This is a genomic window from Enterobacter sp. BIDMC 29 (genome assembly GCF_019378755.1).
GTDB classification, from domain to species: domain Bacteria; phylum Pseudomonadota; class Gammaproteobacteria; order Enterobacterales; family Enterobacteriaceae; genus Enterobacter; species Enterobacter ludwigii.
Map to the genome: position 1 here is coordinate 4,108,776 of NZ_CP080000.1, position 22,105 is coordinate 4,130,880.

General features: G+C 53.8%; 24 protein-coding genes and 1 pseudogene. 8 read left to right on the forward strand and 17 right to left on the reverse strand.

Translation table 11 applies throughout. The annotated features are described in order from the left end of the window. Positions 1 to 2: 2 nt before the first annotated feature. Genes trmH through gmk form a run of 4 tightly spaced genes read right to left on the reverse strand, consistent with a single transcriptional unit; the run spans position 3 to position 3,784 of the window. Positions 3 to 692 (reverse strand): tRNA (guanosine(18)-2'-O)-methyltransferase TrmH, encoded by a 690-nt coding sequence (gene trmH / locus JTA15_RS18210; RefSeq protein WP_014168042.1) that lies wholly within the window; start codon positions 690 to 692, stop codon positions 3 to 5. Positions 693 to 696: 4 nt separating this feature from the next. After that, complete coding sequence (gene spoT, locus JTA15_RS18215; RefSeq protein WP_014168043.1) at positions 697 to 2,811, reverse strand: bifunctional GTP diphosphokinase/guanosine-3',5'-bis pyrophosphate 3'-pyrophosphohydrolase; 2,115 nt, start codon at positions 2,809 to 2,811, stop codon at positions 697 to 699. A gap of 19 nt (positions 2,812 to 2,830) precedes the next feature. After that, on the reverse strand, positions 2,831 to 3,106 hold the full coding sequence (gene rpoZ, locus JTA15_RS18220) for a DNA-directed RNA polymerase subunit omega (RefSeq protein ID WP_000135058.1): 276 nt from the start codon (positions 3,104 to 3,106) through the stop codon (positions 2,831 to 2,833). 54 nt (positions 3,107 to 3,160) lie between these two features. Continuing rightward, positions 3,161 to 3,784 carry a guanylate kinase gene (gmk, locus tag JTA15_RS18225; protein WP_014168044.1) on the reverse strand — a complete coding sequence of 208 codons (624 nt, stop codon included), beginning with the start codon at positions 3,782 to 3,784 and terminating at the stop codon, positions 3,161 to 3,163. Positions 3,785 to 4,035: 251 nt separating this feature from the next. Between gmk and ligB the strand changes: the two genes are divergently transcribed. Next, entirely contained in the window at positions 4,036 to 5,706 is a 1,671-nt protein-coding gene (ligB, locus tag JTA15_RS18230) for an NAD-dependent DNA ligase LigB (RefSeq protein WP_219372573.1), read from the forward strand. 68 nt (positions 5,707 to 5,774) lie between these two features. Here ligB and JTA15_RS18235 read toward each other — a convergent pair whose 3' ends face one another. Both JTA15_RS18235 and JTA15_RS18240 read right to left on the reverse strand, forming a co-directional pair. Further along, positions 5,775 to 6,392 (reverse strand): trimeric intracellular cation channel family protein, encoded by a 618-nt coding sequence (locus JTA15_RS18235; protein WP_020882694.1) that lies wholly within the window; start codon positions 6,390 to 6,392, stop codon positions 5,775 to 5,777. Positions 6,393 to 6,643: 251 nt separating this feature from the next. Next, entirely contained in the window at positions 6,644 to 7,507 is an 864-nt protein-coding gene (locus JTA15_RS18240; RefSeq protein ID WP_020882693.1) for a YicC/YloC family endoribonuclease, read from the reverse strand. A gap of 125 nt (positions 7,508 to 7,632) precedes the next feature. Here JTA15_RS18240 and rph point away from each other — a divergent pair, with 125 nt between their 5' ends. After that, positions 7,633 to 8,349, forward strand: coding sequence for a ribonuclease PH (rph, locus tag JTA15_RS18245; protein ID WP_013094888.1), 717 nt, complete (start codon positions 7,633 to 7,635; stop codon positions 8,347 to 8,349). A gap of 68 nt (positions 8,350 to 8,417) precedes the next feature. After that, a complete protein-coding gene (gene pyrE / locus JTA15_RS18250) occupies positions 8,418 to 9,059 on the forward strand; it encodes an orotate phosphoribosyltransferase (protein ID WP_014168048.1) in 642 nt (213 codons plus the stop codon). Between the two features lie 39 nt (positions 9,060 to 9,098). Here the strand turns inward: pyrE and slmA are convergent, their stop codons facing one another. The 3 genes from slmA to coaBC form a co-directional block, all read right to left on the reverse strand. Next, on the reverse strand, positions 9,099 to 9,695 hold the full coding sequence (gene slmA, locus JTA15_RS18255; protein WP_020882692.1) for a nucleoid occlusion factor SlmA: 597 nt from the start codon (positions 9,693 to 9,695) through the stop codon (positions 9,099 to 9,101). Between the two features lie 120 nt (positions 9,696 to 9,815). Further along, complete coding sequence (gene dut / locus JTA15_RS18260) at positions 9,816 to 10,274, reverse strand: dUTP diphosphatase (protein WP_219372574.1); 459 nt, start codon at positions 10,272 to 10,274, stop codon at positions 9,816 to 9,818. Then, positions 10,252 to 11,463, reverse strand: coding sequence for a bifunctional phosphopantothenoylcysteine decarboxylase/phosphopantothenate--cysteine ligase CoaBC (gene coaBC / locus JTA15_RS18265; RefSeq protein ID WP_219373264.1), 1,212 nt, complete (start codon positions 11,461 to 11,463; stop codon positions 10,252 to 10,254). Before coaBC ends, dut begins: the two co-directional genes overlap by 23 nt. 172 nt (positions 11,464 to 11,635) lie before the next feature. Here coaBC and radC point away from each other — a divergent pair, with 172 nt between their 5' ends. The 4 genes from radC (at position 11,636) to mutM (ending at position 13,829) form a co-directional block, all read left to right on the forward strand. Next, positions 11,636 to 12,301 carry a DNA repair protein RadC gene (radC, locus tag JTA15_RS18270; protein ID WP_020882690.1) on the forward strand — a complete coding sequence of 222 codons (666 nt, stop codon included), beginning with the start codon at positions 11,636 to 11,638 and terminating at the stop codon, positions 12,299 to 12,301. A 217-nt stretch (positions 12,302 to 12,518) separates the two neighbouring features. Then, positions 12,519 to 12,755, forward strand: coding sequence for a 50S ribosomal protein L28 (rpmB, locus tag JTA15_RS18275; protein ID WP_002436699.1), 237 nt, complete (start codon positions 12,519 to 12,521; stop codon positions 12,753 to 12,755). A 22-nt stretch (positions 12,756 to 12,777) separates the two neighbouring features. Continuing rightward, positions 12,778 to 12,945, forward strand: coding sequence for a 50S ribosomal protein L33 (gene rpmG / locus JTA15_RS18280; RefSeq protein ID WP_003024094.1), 168 nt, complete (start codon positions 12,778 to 12,780; stop codon positions 12,943 to 12,945). A gap of 74 nt (positions 12,946 to 13,019) precedes the next feature. After that, entirely contained in the window at positions 13,020 to 13,829 is an 810-nt protein-coding gene (mutM, locus tag JTA15_RS18285; protein WP_219372575.1) for a DNA-formamidopyrimidine glycosylase, read from the forward strand. Between the two features lie 2 nt (positions 13,830 to 13,831). Here mutM and coaD read toward each other — a convergent pair whose 3' ends face one another. The 7 genes from coaD to rfaQ all read right to left on the reverse strand — a co-directional run bounded on the left by coaD (position 13,832) and on the right by rfaQ (position 20,723). Next, entirely contained in the window at positions 13,832 to 14,311 is a 480-nt protein-coding gene (gene coaD, locus JTA15_RS18290; RefSeq protein ID WP_151712477.1) for a pantetheine-phosphate adenylyltransferase, read from the reverse strand. A 3-nt stretch (positions 14,312 to 14,314) separates the two neighbouring features. Further along, complete coding sequence (locus JTA15_RS18295) at positions 14,315 to 15,085, reverse strand: glycosyltransferase family 2 protein (RefSeq protein WP_113656867.1); 771 nt, start codon at positions 15,083 to 15,085, stop codon at positions 14,315 to 14,317. Beyond that, a complete protein-coding gene (waaA, locus tag JTA15_RS18300) occupies positions 15,085 to 16,359 on the reverse strand; it encodes a lipid IV(A) 3-deoxy-D-manno-octulosonic acid transferase (protein ID WP_014168058.1) in 1,275 nt (424 codons plus the stop codon). Before waaA ends, JTA15_RS18295 begins: the two co-directional genes overlap by 1 nt. A gap of 65 nt (positions 16,360 to 16,424) precedes the next feature. Then, positions 16,425 to 17,414 (reverse strand): glycosyltransferase, encoded by a 990-nt coding sequence (locus JTA15_RS18305; protein ID WP_020882686.1) that lies wholly within the window; start codon positions 17,412 to 17,414, stop codon positions 16,425 to 16,427. Positions 17,415 to 17,428: 14 nt separating this feature from the next. Then, positions 17,429 to 18,526, reverse strand: a complete 1,098-nt coding sequence (locus JTA15_RS18310; protein ID WP_151712476.1) for a glycosyltransferase — start codon at positions 18,524 to 18,526, stop codon at positions 17,429 to 17,431. A gap of 2 nt (positions 18,527 to 18,528) precedes the next feature. After that, a complete protein-coding gene (locus JTA15_RS18315; RefSeq protein ID WP_014168061.1) occupies positions 18,529 to 19,656 on the reverse strand; it encodes a glycosyltransferase family 4 protein in 1,128 nt (375 codons plus the stop codon). After that, on the reverse strand, positions 19,656 to 20,723 hold the full coding sequence (gene rfaQ, locus JTA15_RS18320) for a putative lipopolysaccharide heptosyltransferase III (RefSeq protein ID WP_014168062.1): 1,068 nt from the start codon (positions 20,721 to 20,723) through the stop codon (positions 19,656 to 19,658). Before rfaQ ends, JTA15_RS18315 begins: the two co-directional genes overlap by 1 nt. 150 nt (positions 20,724 to 20,873) lie before the next feature. Between rfaQ and JTA15_RS18325 the strand changes: the two genes are divergently transcribed. Next, complete coding sequence (locus tag JTA15_RS18325) at positions 20,874 to 21,827, forward strand: polysaccharide deacetylase family protein (RefSeq protein WP_059305848.1); 954 nt, start codon at positions 20,874 to 20,876, stop codon at positions 21,825 to 21,827. 27 nt (positions 21,828 to 21,854) lie between these two features. Here the strand turns inward: JTA15_RS18325 and JTA15_RS21860 are convergent. Further along, positions 21,855 to 22,105, reverse strand: a pseudogene (locus tag JTA15_RS21860) (O-antigen ligase family protein); the annotation flags it as partial.

A 22,105-nucleotide genomic window follows, 5' to 3' on the forward strand; every position in this document is an offset into this window, starting at 1 on the left:
GGTTATCCTGCGTACTGCATGGTGGCCCACCACTCGGCATCGGCTTCAATTTCGCCCTGCGCGTTGACGTGGGGGTACGGCAGTTTTTTCTGTTTCGCGACGCGAGCCAGCACCGGGTAACCACCTTCGAACAGCAGGCGCTGCTGCTCCTCTTCCGGCAGCATGCTGTTGCTGCGCTTGTACATACCCGCGTTCTGACGCTGGCGCTGCGCTTCATAGAGAATGAGCGCAGAGGCCACGGAGACATTGAGAGACTGCACCATGCCGATCATGGGGATGATGATATCCTGATCCGCCAGATCCAGCGCTTCCTGGGTGATCCCGGTTTTCTCCTGACCCATCAAAATACAGGTCGGGCGGGTGTAGTCGATCTCACGAAAATCGACGGCTTTTGCGGACAGGTTAGTGGCCAGGACCTGCATACCGCGACCTTTCAGGTGCGATACGGCTTCGCCAATAGTCTGGTGGGTTTTGACAGACACCCAGCTGTTACTGCCTGCGGCAGTTGAAGCCATGGTTCGCATGCGGGCACCCGGCCAGACGGCGTGCACTTCATGCACGCCTACGGCGTCTGCGGTACGGACAATTGCAGAGACGTTATGAGGTTTGTGGACCTGCTCCATGCAGACCGTCAGGTCAGGCTGACGCCTGGCGAGCATTTCGCAGATACGCTCGTAACGTTTTGAATTCATAAGTCTAGTTTCGGTTACGGGTGACTTTAATCACGTCCGGCATCACGCGGATCTTGCGCATAATGTTCGCCAGATGCACGCGGTCACGGGCGGTCAGACGAATAAAGGCGCTGTAGACGCGGCCATCTTTCTCTTCCGTGTTCAGGCTCTGAATGTTGGAAGAGGCCGTATTGATTGCTGCCGTCAGGTTCGCCAGGGCACCCTGGTGGTTGAACATATCCACCTTAATTTCGGTGATAAATTCCTGTGCCGTCTCTTTATCCCACTCGACTGCCATGAACTTCTCCGCCTCTTTTTGATAGCCGCGGATGTTACGACAGGATTCGTGGTGGATAACCAGCCCTTTACCCGGACTGACGTGCGCAATAATCGGGTCACCCGGGATAGGACGGCAACATTTCGCGAAGGTGATTAGTACGCCGTCCGCACCTTTGATCGGCAGATGACCGTGGCTTTGCGTCGTCGTCGGGATCGCCGTGGTATCACCCTGCTGTAGGTTCTTCGCCACGACCACGCTCATGGCGTTGCCGAGGCCGATTTCTGCCAGCAGGTCATCAAGCGAGGCGAGCTTCATGCGCTCCAGCTCACGCTGAATGTTCTCTTTCGGGATCTCAGCCAGCTTACGGCTACCACCCAACGCATGGTTGAGCAGACGACGCCCCAGGCTGACAGAATCATCGCGCTTGAGGTTTTTCAGCAACTGGCGGATTTTGGCGCGTGCTTTGGAACTCACGACAAAGTTCAGCCAGGCCGCGTTCGGACGTGCGCCCGGTGCGGTAATAATTTCCACCGTCTGGCCGCTGGAAAGCGGCTGAGAGAGCGGATAAGGCTGCCTGTCGACACGCGCGCCCACGCAGGCGTGGCCGATATCGGTATGCACGGCGTAAGCAAAGTCGACCGGCGTAGCGCCTGCTGGCAGTTCGACAATGCGGCCTTCTGGGGTGAAAACGTAAATCTCATCCGGGAAGAGATCGGATTTAACGCTCTCGATAAATTCAAACGAGCTACCTGCACTCTGCTGCAGCTCCAGCAGGCTTTGCATCCAGCGCTGGGCGCGGATTTGTGCGGTTGTACTGCTTTCGCCACCGTGCTCTTTATAAGCCCAGTGTGCAGCCACACCCATCTCCGCCATCTGGTCCATGTCTTCGGTGCGGATCTGCACTTCAACAGGCACGCCGTGTGGACCGATCATCGAGGTGTGCAAAGATTGATAGCCGTTCGCTTTTGGAATGGCGATGTAATCTTTCATGCGCCCTGGACGCGGTTTGTACAGGCTGTGCATCTGGCCCAGCACGCGGTAGCAGGTATCAGAGTCGTGGACGATCACGCGGAACGCGTAGATGTCCATGATCGAATGAAAACGCTGCTCTTTGAGCACCATTTTGCAGTAGATGGAGTACAGATGTTTTTCGCGACCGCTGACGCGGCACGGAATTCCCGCTTCCTGTAAACGTCCTTCAATTTCAGAGAGGATTTTTTGAATCATCTCTTTACGGTTGCCGCGTGCGGCTTTCACCACCTCTTTAATCACGCGATAGCGGTTCGGGTATAACGCTTCAAAACCCAGCTCTTCCAGCTCGGTTTTAATGTGGTGGATACCTAAACGGTGCGCCAGCGGACTGTAGATTTCGAGGGTTTCACGGGCAATGCGGCGACGTTTGTCCGGGCGAAGTGAGCCCAGCGTGCGCATATTGTGGGTACGGTCAGCAAGTTTGATAAGAATGACGCGGATATCCTGCACCATCGCCATAATCATCTTGCGAAAGTTTTCGGCTTGCGCCTCTTTCTTGTCGCGGAATTTCAGCTTATCAAGCTTAGAGACCCCTTCCACCAGCTCGGCAACGCTTTTGCCAAACAGCTGTTCCATATCCTGGTAGGTGGCAGGGGTATCTTCGATCACATCATGCAGCAGGGCAGCCATCAGCGTTTCGTAGTCGAGTTTCATCTCGGCCAGAATACAGGCCACCGCTACCGGGTGCGTGATATAGGGTTCACCGCTTGAACGTGCCTGGCCCTCGTGAGCGTCACGTGCAACGAGATACGCCTGCTGAAGACGCTTAATCTGATCTTCAGGCAGGTAAGTTTGAATCAGTTGATTCAGGCTTTCAAACAGATACAAGGGCGACCCGCAGGTTTAATTAACGACGACCTTCAGCAATGGCGGTTACGGCCTGCAGTTCTGCGGCTTCCTGCTCTTGCTGCTCCTGGCGCTCACGTACGTCGAGGATCTGATTGTTGATCAGACCTTCTTCGATTTCGCGAAGTGCAATAACGGTAGTTTTATCGTTTTCTTCCGGTACCAGCGGATCTTTACCGCCTACCTGCATCTGACGAGCGCGACGCGCGGCGACCAGCACCAGGTCAAAACGGTTACCAATTTTCTCTACAGCGTCCTGAACAGTTACGCGTGCCATACTTAAAATGCTCCACAGGTGAAGAAATGACTGGGCATGATACTGAAAGTGGGTTCAGTCTGCCAACAGTTTGGTGATTAATGCGTCATGTCGCTGCTTCTGGCGGCTCATACGCAAGCGTTCTGCGCGAAGAATGGTTTTGAGATCGCTCAGCGCGGCATCAAAATCATCATTCACAATAAGGTAATCATATTCCGCGTAATGGCTCATTTCTGCAACTGCCTGCTCCATACGCCGGGCGATCACTTCCTCGCTGTCCTGACCGCGGCCACGCAGTCGGCGATCCAGCTCATCTTTCGATGGCGGTAAAATAAAGATACTGCGTGAATCAGGCATTTTCTTGCGAATCTGCTGTGCGCCCTGCCAGTCGATATCCAGGAACACATTTACGCCCGTGGCCAGAACCTGCTCAATGGTTTCACGCGAAGTGCCGTAGTAGTTACCGAAAACTTCTGCGTGTTCAAGAAACGCGTCTCTGCCAATCATCGCTCTGAATTCATCGTGATCAACAAAGAAATAGTGTTCACCGTGCACTTCACCCGGACGCGGTTTACGCGTGGTGTGAGAAACAGAAACCTGTGTGTCGTACAACGGTTGGGTTTTTAACAGTGCCTGAATAAGGCTGGATTTACCCGCGCCACTAGGGGCAGAAACAATATAAAGCGTGCCTTGAGCCATGAGAGTCTTTTGTATGTGTTAACGAAGAAGTCCTACATACGGGCTTATTATACACGTCGCCGCTGTGTGACGTAGCCTTTGTCACACTTTTTCCCCTGCATTATTGAATTTTGCGCGCCGTTTTCAGGTTTTACAGCTGTTTTGCAGCAATAAAAATAAACGTCTGACAACGCCTCGCAGAGTGAAAGATTGCCATTAGCACGGTTTTCCGCGTCGGGTTATACCTCCACCAACGCAAAGGAGGGGTGGCGATGTGGCGATGGATGAGCGGATTAATGCTGTTGTGGTGCGGCTACGGTGCGGCGGTGTGTCCCGTGTGGTCTCAGGCAAAAGCAGAGAAAGAGATTGCGACATTGAGTGCGCAAGTCAAACGCTGGGATGATGCCTACTGGAAGCAGGGCGTGAGCGAGGTGAATGACGACGTCTATGACCAGCTCAATGGCCGCTTAAAGCAGTGGCAGCGCTGCTTCGGCGATATACCTTCTGAGGCGGCCTTACCGGTTCTTACGGGGAGCGTAAGACATCCTGTTGCCCATACGGGAGTGCATAAAGCGGCCAGTAAAGAAGAGCTACGCCAGTGGATGCGTGGTCGTGACACTCTCTGGATGCAGCCAAAAGTCGACGGGGTGGCAGTGACGCTGGTGTATCGCGACGGAAAGTTAACCCAGGCTATCAGTCGTGGTGATGGGCTTAAAGGTGAAGACTGGACTGCACAAGTGTATTTAATTCCCGCAGTGCCCAAAAAAGTGACCGGAGCGCTGGCCAACAGCGTCTTACAGGGAGAGCTTTTTTGGTTACGCGACAACCATCTTCAGCGACAGATGGGGGGAATGAACGCACGGGCAAAAGTGGCGGGCGCGATGATGCGGCAAAAGGACAGTCCGCTTCTGAGCCAGACAGGGATATTTATCTGGGCCTGGCCGGATGGGCCGAAAGTGATGTCGAGTGCGCTGTCTGAGTTATCTAAAGCCGGCTTTTCCCTGACGGCGCGTTATACCCTGCCTGTACAGACTGTTGATGCTGTCGAGAAACAGCGCTCGACGTGGCACGACACGGCATTACCCTTTGCCACGGACGGCATTGTGGTGCGGTCCGCGGATGCTCCTCCCGGCGAAAACTGGTTGCCCGGAGAAGGCAGCTGGGTCGTCGCATGGAAATATCCCCCGGTCGCACAGATCGCCGAAGTAAGAGATATTCATTTTGCCGTGGGGCGCACGGGAAAAATCTCGGTCGTGGCGGCGCTGGTCCCTGTCCTGCTGGATGATAAGCAGGTACAACGGGTCAGTCTTGGGTCCGTTGAACGCTGGCAAAGGCTGGATATTGCGACGGGTGATCAGATACAGGTAAGTCTGGCCGGGCAGGGTATCCCGCGGTTCGATAAGGTGGTCTGGCGGGGGGAAGAGAGACAAAAGCCCACACCCCCGGCCTCGCATTATCATGCGCAGAGCTGTTTTTACGCCTCGCCGGCGTGTATGGAGCAGTTCTTTGCCCGCCTGAAGTGGCTCAGTTCAAAGCACGTGCTGAATATTGAAGGAGTCGGTGAGTCAGGCTGGCGGGCGCTGCATCAGGCGCATCATTTTGAACATATCTTCTCATGGCTGACATTAACGCAGGCGCAGCTGCAGTCTACCCCGGGGTTTTCCGCAGCACGCGGGCTGGCGCTCTGGCATCGCTTTAATCTGGTACGTGAGCGACCCTTTATTCGTTGGATCATGGCATTGGGTGTTCCGCTGACGCAGGCCTCGCTAAACGCTATGGGAGACCTGACGTGGCAGAAAATGCGTGAGCGTAACGCAGCAGACTGGCAGGCACTTCCCGGCACAGGAAAGGAGAAAGCCCGGCAGCTCGTTGCGTTTATTCATGATCCTGGCATTGCCGGCCTGGTTGCCTGGCTCGGCAAGCAGGGAGTGCAAGGATTCTGACATGCGCTTGCTGTCGCTTATCGCGGATAAACGCCGCTATCTTATCGGGGAGAATAGATAGCGGCCAGTCAGTGGGTGTCCTGAGTGTAATGAAACACGGGCAGTCCCAGTTTCAAGCGCAGCGCAAGCAAGCGAGCCGTGAAGCCAAATAACAAGGTGGCGATGACCACGACGTCATGGCTGGAAACATAATGCTGTAAAGCGATATACAGAACGGCTGATGCAAAGGATATCCCGGCGTAGAGCTCTTTTTGAAAGACCAGGGGAATGCGTTTGCAGAACATATCGCGCAGTACGCCGCCAAATACGCCCGTCACGACTGCGGCAATAGTGGCAATCACCGGGCTTTCGCCCATATCCAGCGCAATTTGTGCCCCGATGATGGAGAACACGACCAGGCCCAGAGCATCAAGCACTAAAAACAGACGTCGAAGATGGGGCATTACAGGAGCAAGGATAGTGGTCAGCACTGCGGCGACAGCCACGATGATGATGTACTCGGGGTGCTTAACCCAGCCGAGAGGGTAATGCCCCAGCAGGATATCACGTACCGATCCGCCTCCCAGTGCGGTGGCGGTAGCAATAATGATGACCCCAAACGTATCCATACGACGGCGTCCGGCAGCGAGTGCACCGGTCATGGCTTCGGCAGTGATCCCGACGAGATAAAGGATATGTAGCAGCATGTGTTCCCCCGATATTGAGGGCAATAGGGTAGCGTTTTGTGCGGTCTGTCACGATTTAGTTTTTCTTGTGTGAGGGTGTTAGCCTTATTTTTGGTAATGACTGAACGTTGTTTGGCTGGGTGTGATGGCGATAAACGGTAATTTTCACATTACAATTATTCATGTTATAGGCGTTTGCCGCCGATAGCCTGTTCCGATAAAAAAATGGCCCCTGAACGGGGCCATGATGAGAAAGCGGCTTGAATAAAGCGTTACTCGATATTCTGGATCTGCTCGCGCATCTGCTCAATCAGCACTTTCAGTTCAATGGCGGAGTTGGTCACTTCAGCATTGATCGACTTAGAGGCCAGGGTGTTCGACTCGCGGTTGAACTCCTGCATCATAAAGTCGAGACGACGCCCTACGGCTTCTTTCTTCTTCAGGATGTTGTAAGTCTCTTTAACGTGCGCTTCCAGACGATCCAGCTCTTCGGCGACGTCAATGCGCTGTGCCATCAGCACCAGCTCTTGTTCCAGACGGGTATTTTCCAGCTGAACTTCCGCTTCTTCCAGTTTGGCCACCAGGCGCTCACGCTGCCATTGCAGGACCGCAGGCATATGGGTACGGACTTTAGCCACTTCGGTTGTCACGCCTTCCAGACGCTGCTCAATCATCGCTTTGAGGGCCTGGCCTTCAGTTTCGCGGGCAATGATAAAGTCATCCAGCGTGCTGTCGAGGGCACTGAGAATTTCAGCGGCAATCGTGTCCAGATCCTGCTCACCGGCGGCCATGACGCCAGGCCAGCGCAGAATATCGACCGGGTTGATTTCCCCTTCATCGCTTTGCATCTTGACCCAGTTCGCTGCAGTGACGAGCTGTTTCGCCAGTTTTTCGTTGAGGATCAGCTCACCCTGGGCGCTGGCATCAGGCTCAAAACGCAGGTTACATTCCACTTTACCGCGCGTCAGACGAGCACGGATACGCTCGCGCACAACAGGTTCAAGGCTGCGGAACTGCTCCGGCATACGGAAATACGTTTCCAGGTAGCGCTGGTTTACCGAGCGCATTTCCCATGTAGCGCTACCCCAGCTACCCTTGATTTCACGCCGGGCGTAGGCGGTCATACTGCGGATCATAGACATTCCCGTTTTTAAAGGAGAGATGGGGGGATTATAGCTTTCGGGGGCTTCTCAGGATAGGAATAAGCGTCCTTTATCCGTATAATGCGCAGCCACATTCGTTTCAAGCCGGAGATTTCATCATGCGTCCAGCAGGTCGTAGCGCCAATCAGGTGCGTCCCGTCACCCTGACCCGTAACTATACAAAACACGCAGAAGGCTCCGTACTGGTTGAGTTTGGTGACACCAAAGTGCTGTGTACCGCGTCCATCGAAGAGGGCGTTCCACGCTTCCTGAAAGGTCAGGGCCAGGGCTGGATCACTGCGGAATATGGCATGTTGCCGCGTGCAACCCATACCCGTAACGCCCGCGAAGCGGCAAAAGGCAAGCAGGGCGGCCGTACCATGGAAATCCAGCGTCTGATCGCACGTGCGCTGCGCGCCGCCGTTGATCTGAAAACACTGGGTGAATTTACCATTACTCTGGACTGCGACGTCATTCAGGCAGACGGTGGTACGCGTACGGCGTCGATTACCGGTGCATGTGTAGCGCTGGCTGATGCCCTGAATAAGCTGGTTGCAGCCGGTAAGCTGAAAACGAATCCGATGAAAGGGATGGTCGCGGCTGTTTCCGTGGGTATCGTTAACGGTGAAGCGCTTTGCGATCTGGAATACGTCGAAGATTCCGCTGCCGAGACTGACATGAACGTGGTGATGACTGAAGACGGTCGCATCATTGAGGTGCAGGGCACGGCAGAAGGTGAGCCGTTCACCCATGAAGAACTTCTTACCTTGCTGGCGTTGGCCCGAGGGGGAATTGAATCTATCGTAACGACGCAGAAGGCGGCGTTAGAAAATTGATTTTAAAGGCGACTGATGAGTCGCCTTTTTTTTGTTCGTACAAAAGCAAAAGTCGGAGGAGTAAGCCCATGAAATCCTGGCAGCGTGAGTTTATTGAGTTTGCGCTTAACAAGCAGGTCCTGAAATTTGGCGAGTTTACGCTGAAATCCGGGCGTAAGAGCCCCTATTTCTTCAACGCCGGACTGTTTAATACCGGGCGCGATCTGGCATTGTTAGGCCGTTTCTATGCCGAAGCGCTGGTGGACTCCGGCATTGATTTTGACCTGCTGTTTGGCCCGGCCTATAAAGGCATTCCGATTGCCACTACCACTGCGGTTGCGCTGGCGGAACACCACGACCGCGACGTACCGTACTGCTTTAACCGTAAAGAGGCTAAAACCCACGGTGAAGGCGGTAATCTGGTAGGCAGCGCGCTGCAGGGTCGCGTGATGCTGGTGGACGATGTGATCACCGCTGGTACCGCTATTCGCGAATCGATGGAGATTATTCAGGCCAACGGCGCTACGCTTGCTGGCGTGCTGATCTCTTTGGATCGTCAGGAACGCGGGCGTGGCGAAATCTCTGCTATTCAGGAAGTTGAGCGCGATTATGGCTGTAAAGTGACGTCGATCATCACCCTGAAAGACCTGATTGCGTATCTGGAAGAGAAGCCTGAGATGGCGGATCATCTGGCTGCGGTACGTGGGTATCGCGAAGCTTTCGGCGTGTAATATCAAGCCCGGTGGCGTTCTGCTTACCGGGCCTGAAGATTATTGCAGCTGTGCCGCCACTAACGGCCAACGGGCGTCAAAATCGTCCGTTGGACGGTATTTAAACTCGCTGCGTACAAAGCGGGAGAGCATGCCTTCGCAAAACGACAGGATCTGACTTGCCAGCAGCGTTTCATCGGTGCTGTAACCTTCACCCTCACGCATTTTTTTCTCGCGCAGTACCTGGCGCAGTTGTGCTTCAATACGTTCGAAGAGCTGGTTAATACGGCCCTGCAATCGGTCCTGCTCGAACATCAGCGCGTGGCCAGTCAGGATCCGGGTTAAGCCCGGATTGCGTTCACCAAAGCCCAGAATGAGCTGCACAATCAGACGCAAACGCGCAGTCGTGTCTTTTTCGTCTTTCAGAATCAGGTTGATGCGAGTGATCAGACTGTCTTCGATAAATTCGATCAGACTGTCAAACATCCGGGTTTTGCTCGGAAAATGACGATACAACGCCGCTTCAGACACGCCCACGGAGGCGGCCAGTTTTGCGGTGGTGATGCGTTGACTACCATCGCTGGATTCAAGCATCAGCGCCAGAGATTGAAGTATTTCTTCGCGACGGTTCCTTTTCGCGGTTTGTTTTTCTGCCATGTTACAAAATACCCCTGAAAATAAGCACTTGCCAGGCTGGCATCCACACAGCGACCGCAAACTGACGTTTGCGGTTTGTTATTGCATTATGGCGCTGTGAGATACGTGTCGGTCGGGCGGTTATTTGCGCCCGGAATGGCCGAAGCCGCCTTCGCCACGGTCGGTGGCGTCAAAGTCTTCCACCAGGTTAAATTCTGCCTGAACCACCGGTACAAAGACCATCTGTGCGATACGCTCGCCCGGTTCAATGGTGAAGCTGTCCTGACCACGGTTCCAGACGGAAACCATCAGTTGACCCTGGTAGTCAGAGTCGATCAGGCCGACCAGGTTACCCAGTACCACTCCATGCTTATGACCCAGACCAGAACGCGGCAGGATCACCGCTGCCAGCGACGGGTCAGCAATGTGGATTGCCAGGCCGGTTGGGATCAGGGTGGTTGCACCCGGAGCCAGCTCTATGGCGTCATCGAGACAGGCGCGCAGGTCAAGACCGGCAGAGCCGGAGGTGGCATAGGTTGGCAGCGCAAATTGCTTACCAACACGCGGGTCCAGAATCTTAACGTCGATTTTTTTCATCATAACGGGTAACGATCTCGTCCAGTAATTGTTGGCCCAGGAGTTCCTTGCGCTCAAGCGGTAAGACTTTATCTCCATCCTGCCAGAAAAGGTGCAGTGCGTTGCTGTCGCTGTTAAATCCTTGCGTGGCCAGCGATACGTCGTTCGCGCAAATCAAATCGAGGTTTTTGCGGGTACGTTTTTGCCGGGCATATTCTTCCACATTATTTGTTTCTGCGGCAAACCCAACAACGTAAGGACGATGGCTTTTCAGTGCGGCGACACCCGCAACAATGTCCGGATTTTTCACCATTTTTAGTGTTAATTCATCGCCTTGCTTTTTAATTTTTGACCCGGAAATGGTTTCGGCACGGTAATCTGCAACAGCCGCACAGCCGATAAAAATCTGCTGGTTCTGCGCATGCGCCTGTACGGCGGCGTCCATCTCCAGGGCGGTGGTGACATCAATACGCTGCACAAATGGCGGTGTCGGTAACGAGACCGGGCCGCTCACCAGCGTGACCCTTGCACCGCGTTTTGCCGCCGCGGCAGCAATCGCAAAGCCCATTTTACCGGAGCTATGGTTGGTAATGTAACGCACCGGGTCCAGCGGCTCGCGCGTTGGGCCCGCGGTAATCATGATGTTGAGATGTTGCAGATCGTTGACAGGCGAAAAATGGCCGGCGGCCAGCTCAACGATGGTCAGCGGGTCAAGCATACGACCAGGACCCACATCACCACACGCCTGGCTACCGCTGTCCGGCCCCCAGATGAGCAGGCCGCGTGAGGCCAGCGTCGTCAGATTATGTTGGGTGGCGGCGTTGCGGTACATCTGCTGGTTCATCGCGGGGACGACGGCAACAGGTGCGGGCGTGGCCAGGCAAATGGTCGAGACCAGATCGTTTGCCATGCCGGCTGCTACGCGGGCAATTAAATCCGCTGTGGCGGGGGCAAGGATAACCAGGTCTGCCCATTTTCCCAGCTCAATATGGCCCATCGCGGCTTCGGCGGCTGGATCAAGGAGGCTGTCAGAGACGGGGTACCCTGAAACGGCCTGCAGGCTCAGAGGCGTGATAAAGGCTTTGCCGCCTTCCGTTATCGCGACCCGCACATCCGCCCCGCGCTCGCGCAAACGACGCACCAGCTCCGGCGCTTTATAGGCAGCGATACCGCCGCTCACGCCAAGAACGATTTTTTTACCGGCCAGGCTCATCATGATTCTTTCCTGTTGGGTTTCACCAGAGAGCGGGCATTTTATCACAATCCCAAAAAGGGGGTGATTTTGTCCTTCGGCCAGTTTGCGAGGCGTTACGCAGGAATGAAAAGTGGGCGTCGAGCGCCGGGGGTGGCTGTGGCAGCATGATGGCAAATCGAAGGAGACAGGCATGGAAGAGACTGAACTGCTGCTACCGCGTGAAAAAATGCTGCGCTATGGCGTCACGTTGTTAAAGGACGACGAGTTGCTGGCACTCTTTTTACGCACCGGAACGCCCGGCAAAACGGTATTTACGCTGGCAAAAGAGCTCATCGACCATTTTGGTTCGCTGTATGGCTTATTGACGGCGGATCTGACGGAATTCAGGCACGTCGAAGGAATTGGCGTGGCGAAGTTCGCCCAACTGAGGGGGATTGCTGAACTGGCCCGCCGTTTTTACGACGTCCGTATGGAAGAGGAAGATCCCATACTCACCCCGGATATGACACGCGTATTTCTCCAGAGCCAGCTATCAGATTTGGAGCGCGAGATCTTTATGGTGATCTTTCTTGATAACAGGAACCGGGTACTAAAACATAGCCGTCTTTTTTCCGGAACACTGAGCCACGTTGAGGTTCATCCGCGAGAAATTGTGCGGGAAGCGATAAAAGTGAATGCAGCCGGCGTGATACTCGCGCATAATCACCCTTCTGGCTGTGCAGAACCAAGCAGAGCTGACAAAGAGATGACCGAACGCATTATCAAATGCTGTCAATTCATGGACATTCGTGTGCTCGACCATCTGATAATTGGTCGCGGCGAGTACATTTCTTTTGCAGAACATGGCTGGATTTAGGCTATTTCTCGCGATCCATCGGGATCTTTGTCTGTTCGGGACTTGAGCACACCGCCGAGTCAGCGTATACTACGCCACCTTTGAGAATCTCGGGTTTGGCATTTGGGCCTGGCAATCGAGAGTTCAATAGAACTATGCGATGACCGGGCTGTAAAGCCTGACGAGGCGCCGATACCCCATACGAAGCTCGAGCTAATTTGATTTTTGGAGAATAGACATGTCCCGAGTCTGCCAAGTTACTGGCAAGCGTCCGGTGACCGGTAACAACCGTTCCCACGCACTGAACGCGACTAAACGCCGTTTCCTGCCGAACCTGCACTCTCACCGTTTCTGGGTTGAGAGCGAGAAGCGTTTTGTCACCCTGCGCGTATCTGCTAAAGGTATGCGTGTAATCGATAAGAAAGGCATTGATACAGTTCTGTCCGAACTGCGTGCCCGTGGCGAAAAGTACTAAGTACTTAAAGAGGAAATAAATCATGGCTAAAGGTATTCGCGAGAAAATCAAGCTGGTTTCTTCTGCTGGTACAGGTCACTTCTACACCACCACGAAGAACAAACGTACTAAGCCGGAAAAACTGGAACTGAAAAAATTCGATCCAGTTGTACGCCAGCACGTACTGTACAAAGAAGCTAAAATCAAATAATTTTAGCCTCCTTGTATTGAAAAACCCCGCAACTGCGGGGTTTTTTGCATTCTGCATCTTACTCCGGAGGAACCATGCCTGAATTACCTGAGGTAGAAACCAGCCGCCGCGGTATTGAGCCGCATCTGGTCGGCGCGACTATTCTTCATGCCATCGTTCGCAACGGTCGCCTGCGTTGGCCGGTGTCCGATGAAATCCATGCGTTAAGCGATAAACCGATTCTCAGCGTCCAGCGTCGCGCCAAATATCTGCTGCTGGAGCTGCCCGACGGCTGGATTATCATCCATCTCGGTATGTCCGGTAGTCTGCGCATCCTTACCGAAGAACTGCCCGCGGAAAAGCATGACCATGTCGATCTGGTGATGAGCAACGGTAAAGTGCTGCGTTACACCGACCCACGACGCTTTGGCGCATGGCTGTGGACCAAAGAGCTTGAAGGACACAGCGTTCTGGCACATCTGGGGCCAGAGCCGCTCTCAGAGGCGTTTAACACGGAATATCTGAAAGCGAAGTGTGCAAAAAAGAAAACACCGATCAAACCGTGGCTGATGGACAATAAGCTGGTGGTGGGAGTAGGGAATATTTATGCCAGCGAATCGCTGTTTGCCGCCGGGATCCATCCCGATCGGCTGGCCTCGTCGCTGTCATCCCAGGAGTGTGAACTGCTGGTCCGGGTGATTAAAGCGGTGCTGTTGCGTTCTATTGAGCAAGGGGGGACCACCCTGAAGGACTTCCTGCAGAGCGACGGTAAACCCGGCTATTTTGCCCAGGAGCTGCAGGTATATGGCCGTAAGGATGAGCCGTGCAGAGTCTGTGGGACACCGATTATTGCAACGAAGCACGCTCAGCGCGCCACGTTCTATTGCCGTCAGTGCCAGAAATAGGGCTACTTTAATTTTTCCATCAACGCCTGATGGACGTTAGCCGGCAGGAAATGGGTCACGTCACCGTGATGACGCGCCACCTCTTTGACCAGCGAGGAAGAGATAAACGACCACTCTTTTGAGGGCATCAGGAACACGCTCTCCAGCTCTGGCATCAGGTGGCGATTCATGTGCGCCAGCTGCATTTCGTATTCGAAGTCAGCCACCGCGCGTAACCCGCGGATCAAAATGTTAGCCTGCCGGGCACGGGCGAAGTTGACCATCAGATCGCTGAAGCCCACCACCTCGACGTTTGGCAGATGTGAGATAGCGTCAGTGGCAAGTGCAACGCGCTCATTGAGATCGAACATGGGTTTCTTACTGGGGCTGGCGGCGATCGCCAGAATCACCTTATCAAACATGCATGCCGCACGGGTGATGATGTCAAGATGACCGTTGGTGATGGGATCAAAGGTACCCGGATAAATCGCTTTTGTGCTCATGGCTCACGTTTTCTCTGAGTAGCCGCGGCAAAGCGCCCACAGCTCGGTGTATTTGTTGAAAGTATACTGGGCATTCACCACCGCCAGTAACCACCCCTGTTTACCGTCCAGCACGCCGCCTCGCAGCAGCAGTGTTTTCAGAAATGCCCCCAGCGTGTGGGTGAAAATACCGGTCAGCGTGGCCTTCTTGCCGCGCAGGTGGCGCTCCTGTGCCCATGCGGTGGCATAGTTAAGCTGTTTGCGCTGGAAGCTGGCGAAATCCCGGCAGGTCAGATGCAGCAGATCGCCCGTCAGAGGAATGACGGGGGCACTGTCGCATGCCAGGGATTCATGGACCAGATTATCGTTGTACTGATATCGCTCACGCTCGTAGAGGCGCATTACGCGGTCTGGATACCAGCCGCTGTGGCGCATAAAACGGCCAAGGAAATAGTTGCGACGTGCAATGTTGTATACCGCGCCAGGCTGAGGTGCTGCCAGCACCGCCTGAATGGCCTGGCGGAGCTCTGGTGTAATGCGCTCGTCAGTGTCCAGCATCAGCACGTAATCGCCAGTAGCATAGCGCTGCGCGCGCTGTCGCTGGATGCCGTAGCCTTGCCAGTCGGTATCGATAAAGACCTTTGCACCCGCGGCACGGGCGACATCCACCGTGTTGTCCTCGCTGCCGGAGTCGAGAAGGACAATTTCGTCAGCCCAGGCGACGGAGGCCAGGCAGTCCGGAAGCAGGTCGGCGGCGTTTTTGGCGATCATCACGACCGACAGACGCGTTGACATTAGTGGCTCCGCTGAGGCAGATAAGGTTGCAGAAGTTGCAGCAGACGAGTGAGTGCGCCCTGGTTCTGATGCAGCACTTCGACAGCATGGCGACCATACCAGAGGCGGTAGTCTTCGTCGGTCAGAAGGGTTGAGACCTCTTTGACCACCGAGTCCGCGTCGGTCACGGTAATTAACCCGTCGGCTTGCTGCAATTTAGCGCAGATATCTTTGAAGTTAAACGTGTGTGGACCCATCAGCACCGGAATGGCGTGTGCGGCCGGCTCAAGCGGATTATGGCCGCCGCGCTCCACAAGGCTGCCGCCGACAAAAGCCAGATCGGCAATGCCGTAAAGCAGCATCAGCTCGCCCATTGTATCGCCAATCACCACCTGAGTGCTGCCGGAGGGGATCTCACCGCTGCTGCGCAGGGTAAAGCTGAAGCCGCCTTTCTGCACCATCTCACGCGCATCTTTAAAACGTTCGGGGTGACGAGGGACCAGAATCAGCAGCAAATCGGGGAATTTTTCCAGCAGCTTACGATGGGCCTGCAGGATAATGGCTTCTTCACCGTCATGGGTGCTGGTTGCAATCCACACCTGGCGACGCGGTGCCCACTGGCGACGTAGCGTAATCGCACGGGCGGCGAGTTCAGGCGTGACGGAGATATCGAACTTCAGGCTACCCGTCACCGCAAGCTGGTTGCGCTTCAGGCCCAGAGCGAGAAAGCGCGCCGCGTCTTCTTCATTCTGCGCGGCAATCAGCGTTATTCGGCTGAGCAGGCGGCGCATAAATTTGCCTAACTTGCCGTAACCTTTCGCCGAGCGCTCTGAAAGGCGCGCGTTGGCAATCACCAGCGGAATTTTACGGGCATGCAGGGCGGAAATCATATTTGGCCACAGCTCGGTTTCCATGACGATCACCAGTTTCGGGCGAACGGTATTCAGGAAGCGGTTCATGGCGCAAGGCAGGTCGTAAGGCAAATAGACGTGTTGAACGTCTTTACCGAACGCCGATAATGCGCGTTCAGACCCCGTCGGCGTCATGGTCGTGACCGTGATCGGCAGTGACGGATAGCGGTGACGAAGGGCGCGAACCAGCGGGATCGCCGCCAGCGTTTCGCCCACAGAAACGGAATGCAGCAAAATACCGTCCGGCACGACTTTATTGCGGCAGTAACCATAGCGTTCAGCCCAGCGTTTACGATACGCAGGCGCTTTACGGCTACGAAGCAACAGTCGCAGCCACACCAGTGGCTGGATGATGTAGAGCAGGGCGGTATACAACAATTCCAAGCGATTATCCGTTTTTTAGTTTCGGCGGGGAAATTCTAAGCATTTAAGCCGGGTAAAGCTATCTCTTATGCCAGATACCGTTTTAAACGGAAGTAGCGTCGGCCCAGGCGCCAGCGCAAACGGGGGCTTTTGGCGCTTTTCCAGATAAGCCTCCAGATACCCGTGTCGAAGAACTCTTTTATTATCATCGACTTCTTCTGCACATCCTTCATATTGTCGAAGGTATGAATGATCCCAAGCCCCTCTTTGGCGATTTGCCAGTGGCAGGCGGGGATATCTTTCACTTTTTCCGGGTAACGCTGGTTGATGGCATCCAGCATCTGCAGAATTTTCATGTAATGGCGCGCCGAGCGAATCAGCGTGTCATCATTGTCCGGCATATGGGAAACCGATGCGGAGTGAATGTAATAGTCGTAAAAACGTTCACTGGTGTATTGCACGCGGTCAGCTGCGAGCAAGACTTCGGTAGTCCACGGGATATCCTGATGACGCAGGCCGGGCTCAAAACGAAAACCGTTCTGACGAATAAAGTCGTGGCGATAGATATTCAGCCAGGTCACATGCAGAAACTTACGTGAGTCGAGCGCTTTTTTTAACCATGCCGCACCGGTCATGACGCCTGTCGAGGCCAGCTTGTCTTCCGGGAAAATCGGCCGTGAAGGCTTCTTATTGTTTTCCCAGACGTAGTTTCCGTTGCAGGTGGCGACATCCAGATTCTGCGTGACGGCCATATCAAGCAAGCGCTGATACATGCCCGGCTTAAAGACATCATCAATATCCGGGAAAGAGAGATATTGACCGGTAGCGACGGCCAGACCGGTATTGCGCGCAATGGATACACCCTGATTTTCCTGTTCGATAACCTGCATTTGCGGCAGTTTTTCACGCCAGGTTTCGACTATCTGCATCGAACTGTCCGTGGAGCCATCATTGACGATGATGACTTCCATACTGTCGATCTGTTGATTCGCAAGGCAGGTAAAGAACTGATCCAGGAAAGCTTCGCCGTTATAAACGGCAACCACTACGCTTAATAATGGCGCTGAATTTTGCATAAGAAACCTGATTATTATTGATTGTCTACCAACGCAACATATTGCTGGCAAATGGCATTTATCCCGAACGACGCGATCGTTGCGCTATCAACGACAGGCGGGGAGGTATAGAGATCGGCCAGTGTTTTCGCCAGTGATTCGTCATTCATCTCCGACAGCCCGCGCGCCAGCGTACCCGTGAGGATTTCAGCGGGCCCGCCAGGACAGTTCGTACTGACAGGCGGCGTCTGGCAGATGATGGATTCTACCAGTACGTTACCAAAACCTTCACAGTCAGAACTTAACACTAAAAGCCGTGCGCCTTTAATCCACGGATAAGGGTTGGACTCGAAGGGGCGGAAAATAACCTTGTCTTCGATCCCGAGTTCTTTCGCTAACTGTTTAAGCTGTTGAATTTTGGTGTCAGAACCGTTGCCCATCATCACCAGCGATGCGTCTATTTTGCTCTGCGTATAGGCACGCAGAAGGCGGTCGTGGCGTTTATGTTCATGAAAACGACCCACGTGAATAATGTAATCCTGCCCCTGCATCTCAAAAGGCGCATCCGCCAGACGCTGGATTTCAGGAATATCAAAGGGATTATGGATAACCGCTTTGCGACGAAGGTCGATGGACAGCGTCTCTGAGAGATCTTTCAGCACGGCGGCGGAGACGGCGACAACATTTCGGTTTTCGTAGGTATGACGAATTTTGTAATGCTTAAACCAGCGTGAAAGGCCGTGGCGATGACGCAGGTAGGAGAATGAGAACATGCCATGCACGCAGAACCAGACCTTATCGCGATCCAGCGCACGACTGTGCGCCACAATACGATCGGTTTTATGCAGGTGCGAGAATATGACGTCGAACTTCCCGCTGCGCTCAGCCTGCTCAATGGCATTGTCCAGCAGCTGCGCCCGGCGCGGGATCTCGGTGAGCTTTCTCCAGGGCTTTTTACACGTATCCTGAATGACCTGATAATCAATGCCTGCCGGGATGGCGTAGTCGCACACCTTTCGCAGGGAGAAAAGGGAGACCTGATGCCCCATTTCTATCAATCCGCTGGAGAGGGTGAGAACCGTTTTTTCGGCTCCTCCACCGGGCAAACCATCAATAATCATTAGGATGCGCATTTTTAATCCAGTAATTTTTGATAAAGCGAAATAAGCTGACTTGATAATTTTTCTGGGGTCGCTTCTTTTACGCGCTCACGCGCTGCCCGCCCCATATCGTTATTCTTATCCAAAGATGGAAGGGTCATGACTGCCTCCTTCAATCTGCTGATATCAAGTGCATCACAGTAAAAGCCATTCTGACCTTGCTCAATAAACTCTGCACCACCGCAACTCACTGAAGTAATGACGGGCAAACCGCAGGCCATCGCTTCAAGAATGACGTTTGGAAAAGGATCATACAGCGTTGGCAGCAGTAATCCATCGGATACCTGGTAAAATGGCAGTGTCTCTTTTTGCATCCCCAGGAAGCGAATTTGCCCCTCACAGCCCAATGAACGGGCAAGGTCACGGTAACGACTTTCTGCTTTATCCTGTCCAACCACAATCAGCCACACGGGTGTGCCCGCGATAGCGCGGATAGCGCTGGCCAGTCCCTTACGTTCAAAACCTGACCCGACGAAACACAACACCACGGCATCGACAGGCAATCCGAGCTGCTGACGCAGTGCAGCGCGCTGTCCTTCGGTTGCCGGAACGAAGCGGCTGGAATCAATTGAATTATAAATCACATGTATCTTTTTTGCGTCAATATCAAAGTCTTCGATGATTTCGCGTTTGATCATCTCCGCGTTGCAGATAACGGCTTTCAATTCAGGAGCCTGATACATTTCACGTTCGGCGTGCATGACGTAGCGATGGTAGCGATCGTGCATCAGAAGTTGTGCACGCCAGGCAGGCAGAATGCGCGCACGCTGCAGCAGCCAACGCCGGTGCACGCCATCCCCTGCGCGGTAAATATCGCAGCCAGGAATACGCTCGTGGCTCTGCACAATGTCAAACTGCTGCTGTTCCCACAGCGCACGCGCGGCATGTGCAAACCCGCGTTCGCGACTGATTCGGCCCCATTTACGCGGGTCGCAAATATGGATATGCCAGTCGTCCTGCTTCTCCCCCTGCCACTCACGCGTGATGACGTTGAGCTCCAGGTTTTGGTTGCTCAGTGCGGTAAGTGCCCGGGAAACGAAGCGTTCCGCCCCGCCATCAGGGCGGTATTTTTGGCGAACAATCGCTAAACGATGGTGTTTCATTACAGGTATCTCCTGGCGGCGGAGACCACGACATCAACGGGAATGGCGTCGAGATAGCGTTCAGTTGTTTTGGTATCAATGGCGTCCGGGTCGGGAAGTGGGCCAAAATCGCCAGCCCAGATGACTTCACCGTTGACCTGCCATGGCGACCAGAACACCCGTTTTGACGGGCCGAAGAGAGCAATGCACGGCGTCTGAAGCGCGGCGGCCATGTGCATCGGAACGGAATCGACGCCAATAAAGAGGCGTGCATGATCGATAAGTGATGCCAGCTGGCGCAACGTGAGTTGACCGGCCAGAGAGACTACGCCCGTTTTTGGCGCCGCGGCGAGAATGCGGTCTATCATCGCCAGCTCTTTTTTATCCGGGCCAGCGGTGAGAACTACAGTGTGGCCATCCTGCTGGAGTGCCGTGATGGTTTGCGCCATCTTGCCTTCGTCCCAGCATTTAAAGAACCAGCGTGACGTTGGCTGGATCACCACGTAGTTATCAGCCACACCCTGTTGCGTCAGTAGCTGGCGCGCACGATCCCAGTCCTCTGCGCGGTAGGCCATAGTGACGTCTGGCTGAGCCGGGACGGGCAACGGTGAAAGAATAGAAAGATTTTGCTCAACGGTATGGAGCGACGGGTGATTGGCGACGGAAACCAAATCGGTATGACAAAAACGCCAGAACGCGTTTTTTCGCTTGTTAAACGCGAACCCGAGGCGTACTGGCGCGCCGGTGAAACGGGTGACAATGGCGCTACGCCACTGATCGGCAAGGTTAATCACCAGATGATAACGCTGCGCTCTTAAGGCACAGAGTAACTGCCACTCTTTTTGCAGATGTTTCAGGGTGCCGAGCTGCTTCCATTTACGATCTATACCGTAGATGGTGCCGATCGCCGGATGCGCGGCGAGCATATCGCGTGTCTCTTCATAAAGAAGAACATCGATTTGCGCCGTGGGCCATTTTTGACGTAACGAATTAATGACCGGAGTTGTGAGTAACATGTCGCCATGATGTCGAAGTTTGATAAGTAAAATTCGTAAATCAGGCGTGTCGAGTAGGTTAATCATCATCATCTTATCAGCGGTATACTGTCAGCAATTCTAATAGACCTGATGGCGACTTGCACTCTTTCTCCATAATGTCAGGAATTTCCCTGGAAGGGTTTACTCCTGCTTCGCAGAGTGCGTAACATAGCCCTCACTCTTACGTCTTACGGACTCATTATGAAAAAACCAGCGTTTATCATCACCATTGATACAGAAGGCGATAATCTCTGGCAAAACCACCGTGTTATCAAAACGGAAAACGCACGCTACCTGGCACGATTTCAGGCGCTATGCGAGCGTTTTGGTTTTAAGCCGGTCTGGCTGACCAACTATGAGATGGCGATCGAACCGGTTTTCATTGAGTTCGCAAAAGATGTGATTGCCCGCGGCCAGGGCGAGGTTGGCATGCATCTTCATGCGTGGAACAGCCCACCTGAACATGACCTCACCGGTGATGACTGGCGCTGGCAACCTTATCTGATTGAGTTTTCAGATGAAATTATGCGCGAGAAAGTGCTTTTTATGACGCACTTACTGGAAGAGACCTTCCAGACCAAAATGCTGAGCCACCGTGCCGGGCGTTGGGCGTTTGATCGTCGCTACGCAAACTTGCTGATAGAGCTGGGTTATCAGGTTGACTGTTCCGTCACCCCACGGGTGAACTGGCGAAATGCCAAAGGGGCACCGCAGGGTCACGGAGGAACGAATTATCAGCATTTCCCTGACCATGCCTACTTTATCGATACAGAGGATATTTCCCGCCCGGGAAAGAGCCCTCTGCTCGAAGTGCCGATGAGTATTCAGTATAAACACCCGGCCTGGCTGAATACCGTTAAACAGGGCTACGATCGGCTGCGTGGGAAATACCGTTCCCCGTCAGTTAACTGGCTGCGGCCGTCCGGTGGAAATGCGTCTGAGATGATTAAGGTCGCACAACAGTGCTTGTCGCAGGGCAATGATTATGTGGAGTTTATGCTCCATTCTTCAGAGTTTATGCCCGGCGGAAGTCCTACGTTCAAAGATGATGCGGCCATTGAAGGGTTGTACCAGGATTTGGAACAGTTGTTTACATGGCTGTCGGACAAGACGGTGGGGATGACGCTGGCGGAGTTTTATCAACACCAGAAATAATAATGCCCGCCAGGCGGGCATTATTTATCATCGTTGTTTTGTCTGAGAGAAAGGTGTACTCAGAGCAAACAGGATCATAAAGAATATCAATGCCTCTGAACTCAATAATATGACGTCTGTCAGGCCATAGAGCAATAATAGAAGCATGGCAGTCAATAGCAGACCATTTTTGTTTCTGATGGCGTAGCCAATCATCGACACGAAGAAAAAGAGCAGTATTGCCAGGCCAGGTATTCCTTGTAATGAATACTTTTCAATGAATTCATTGTGTAGATGAA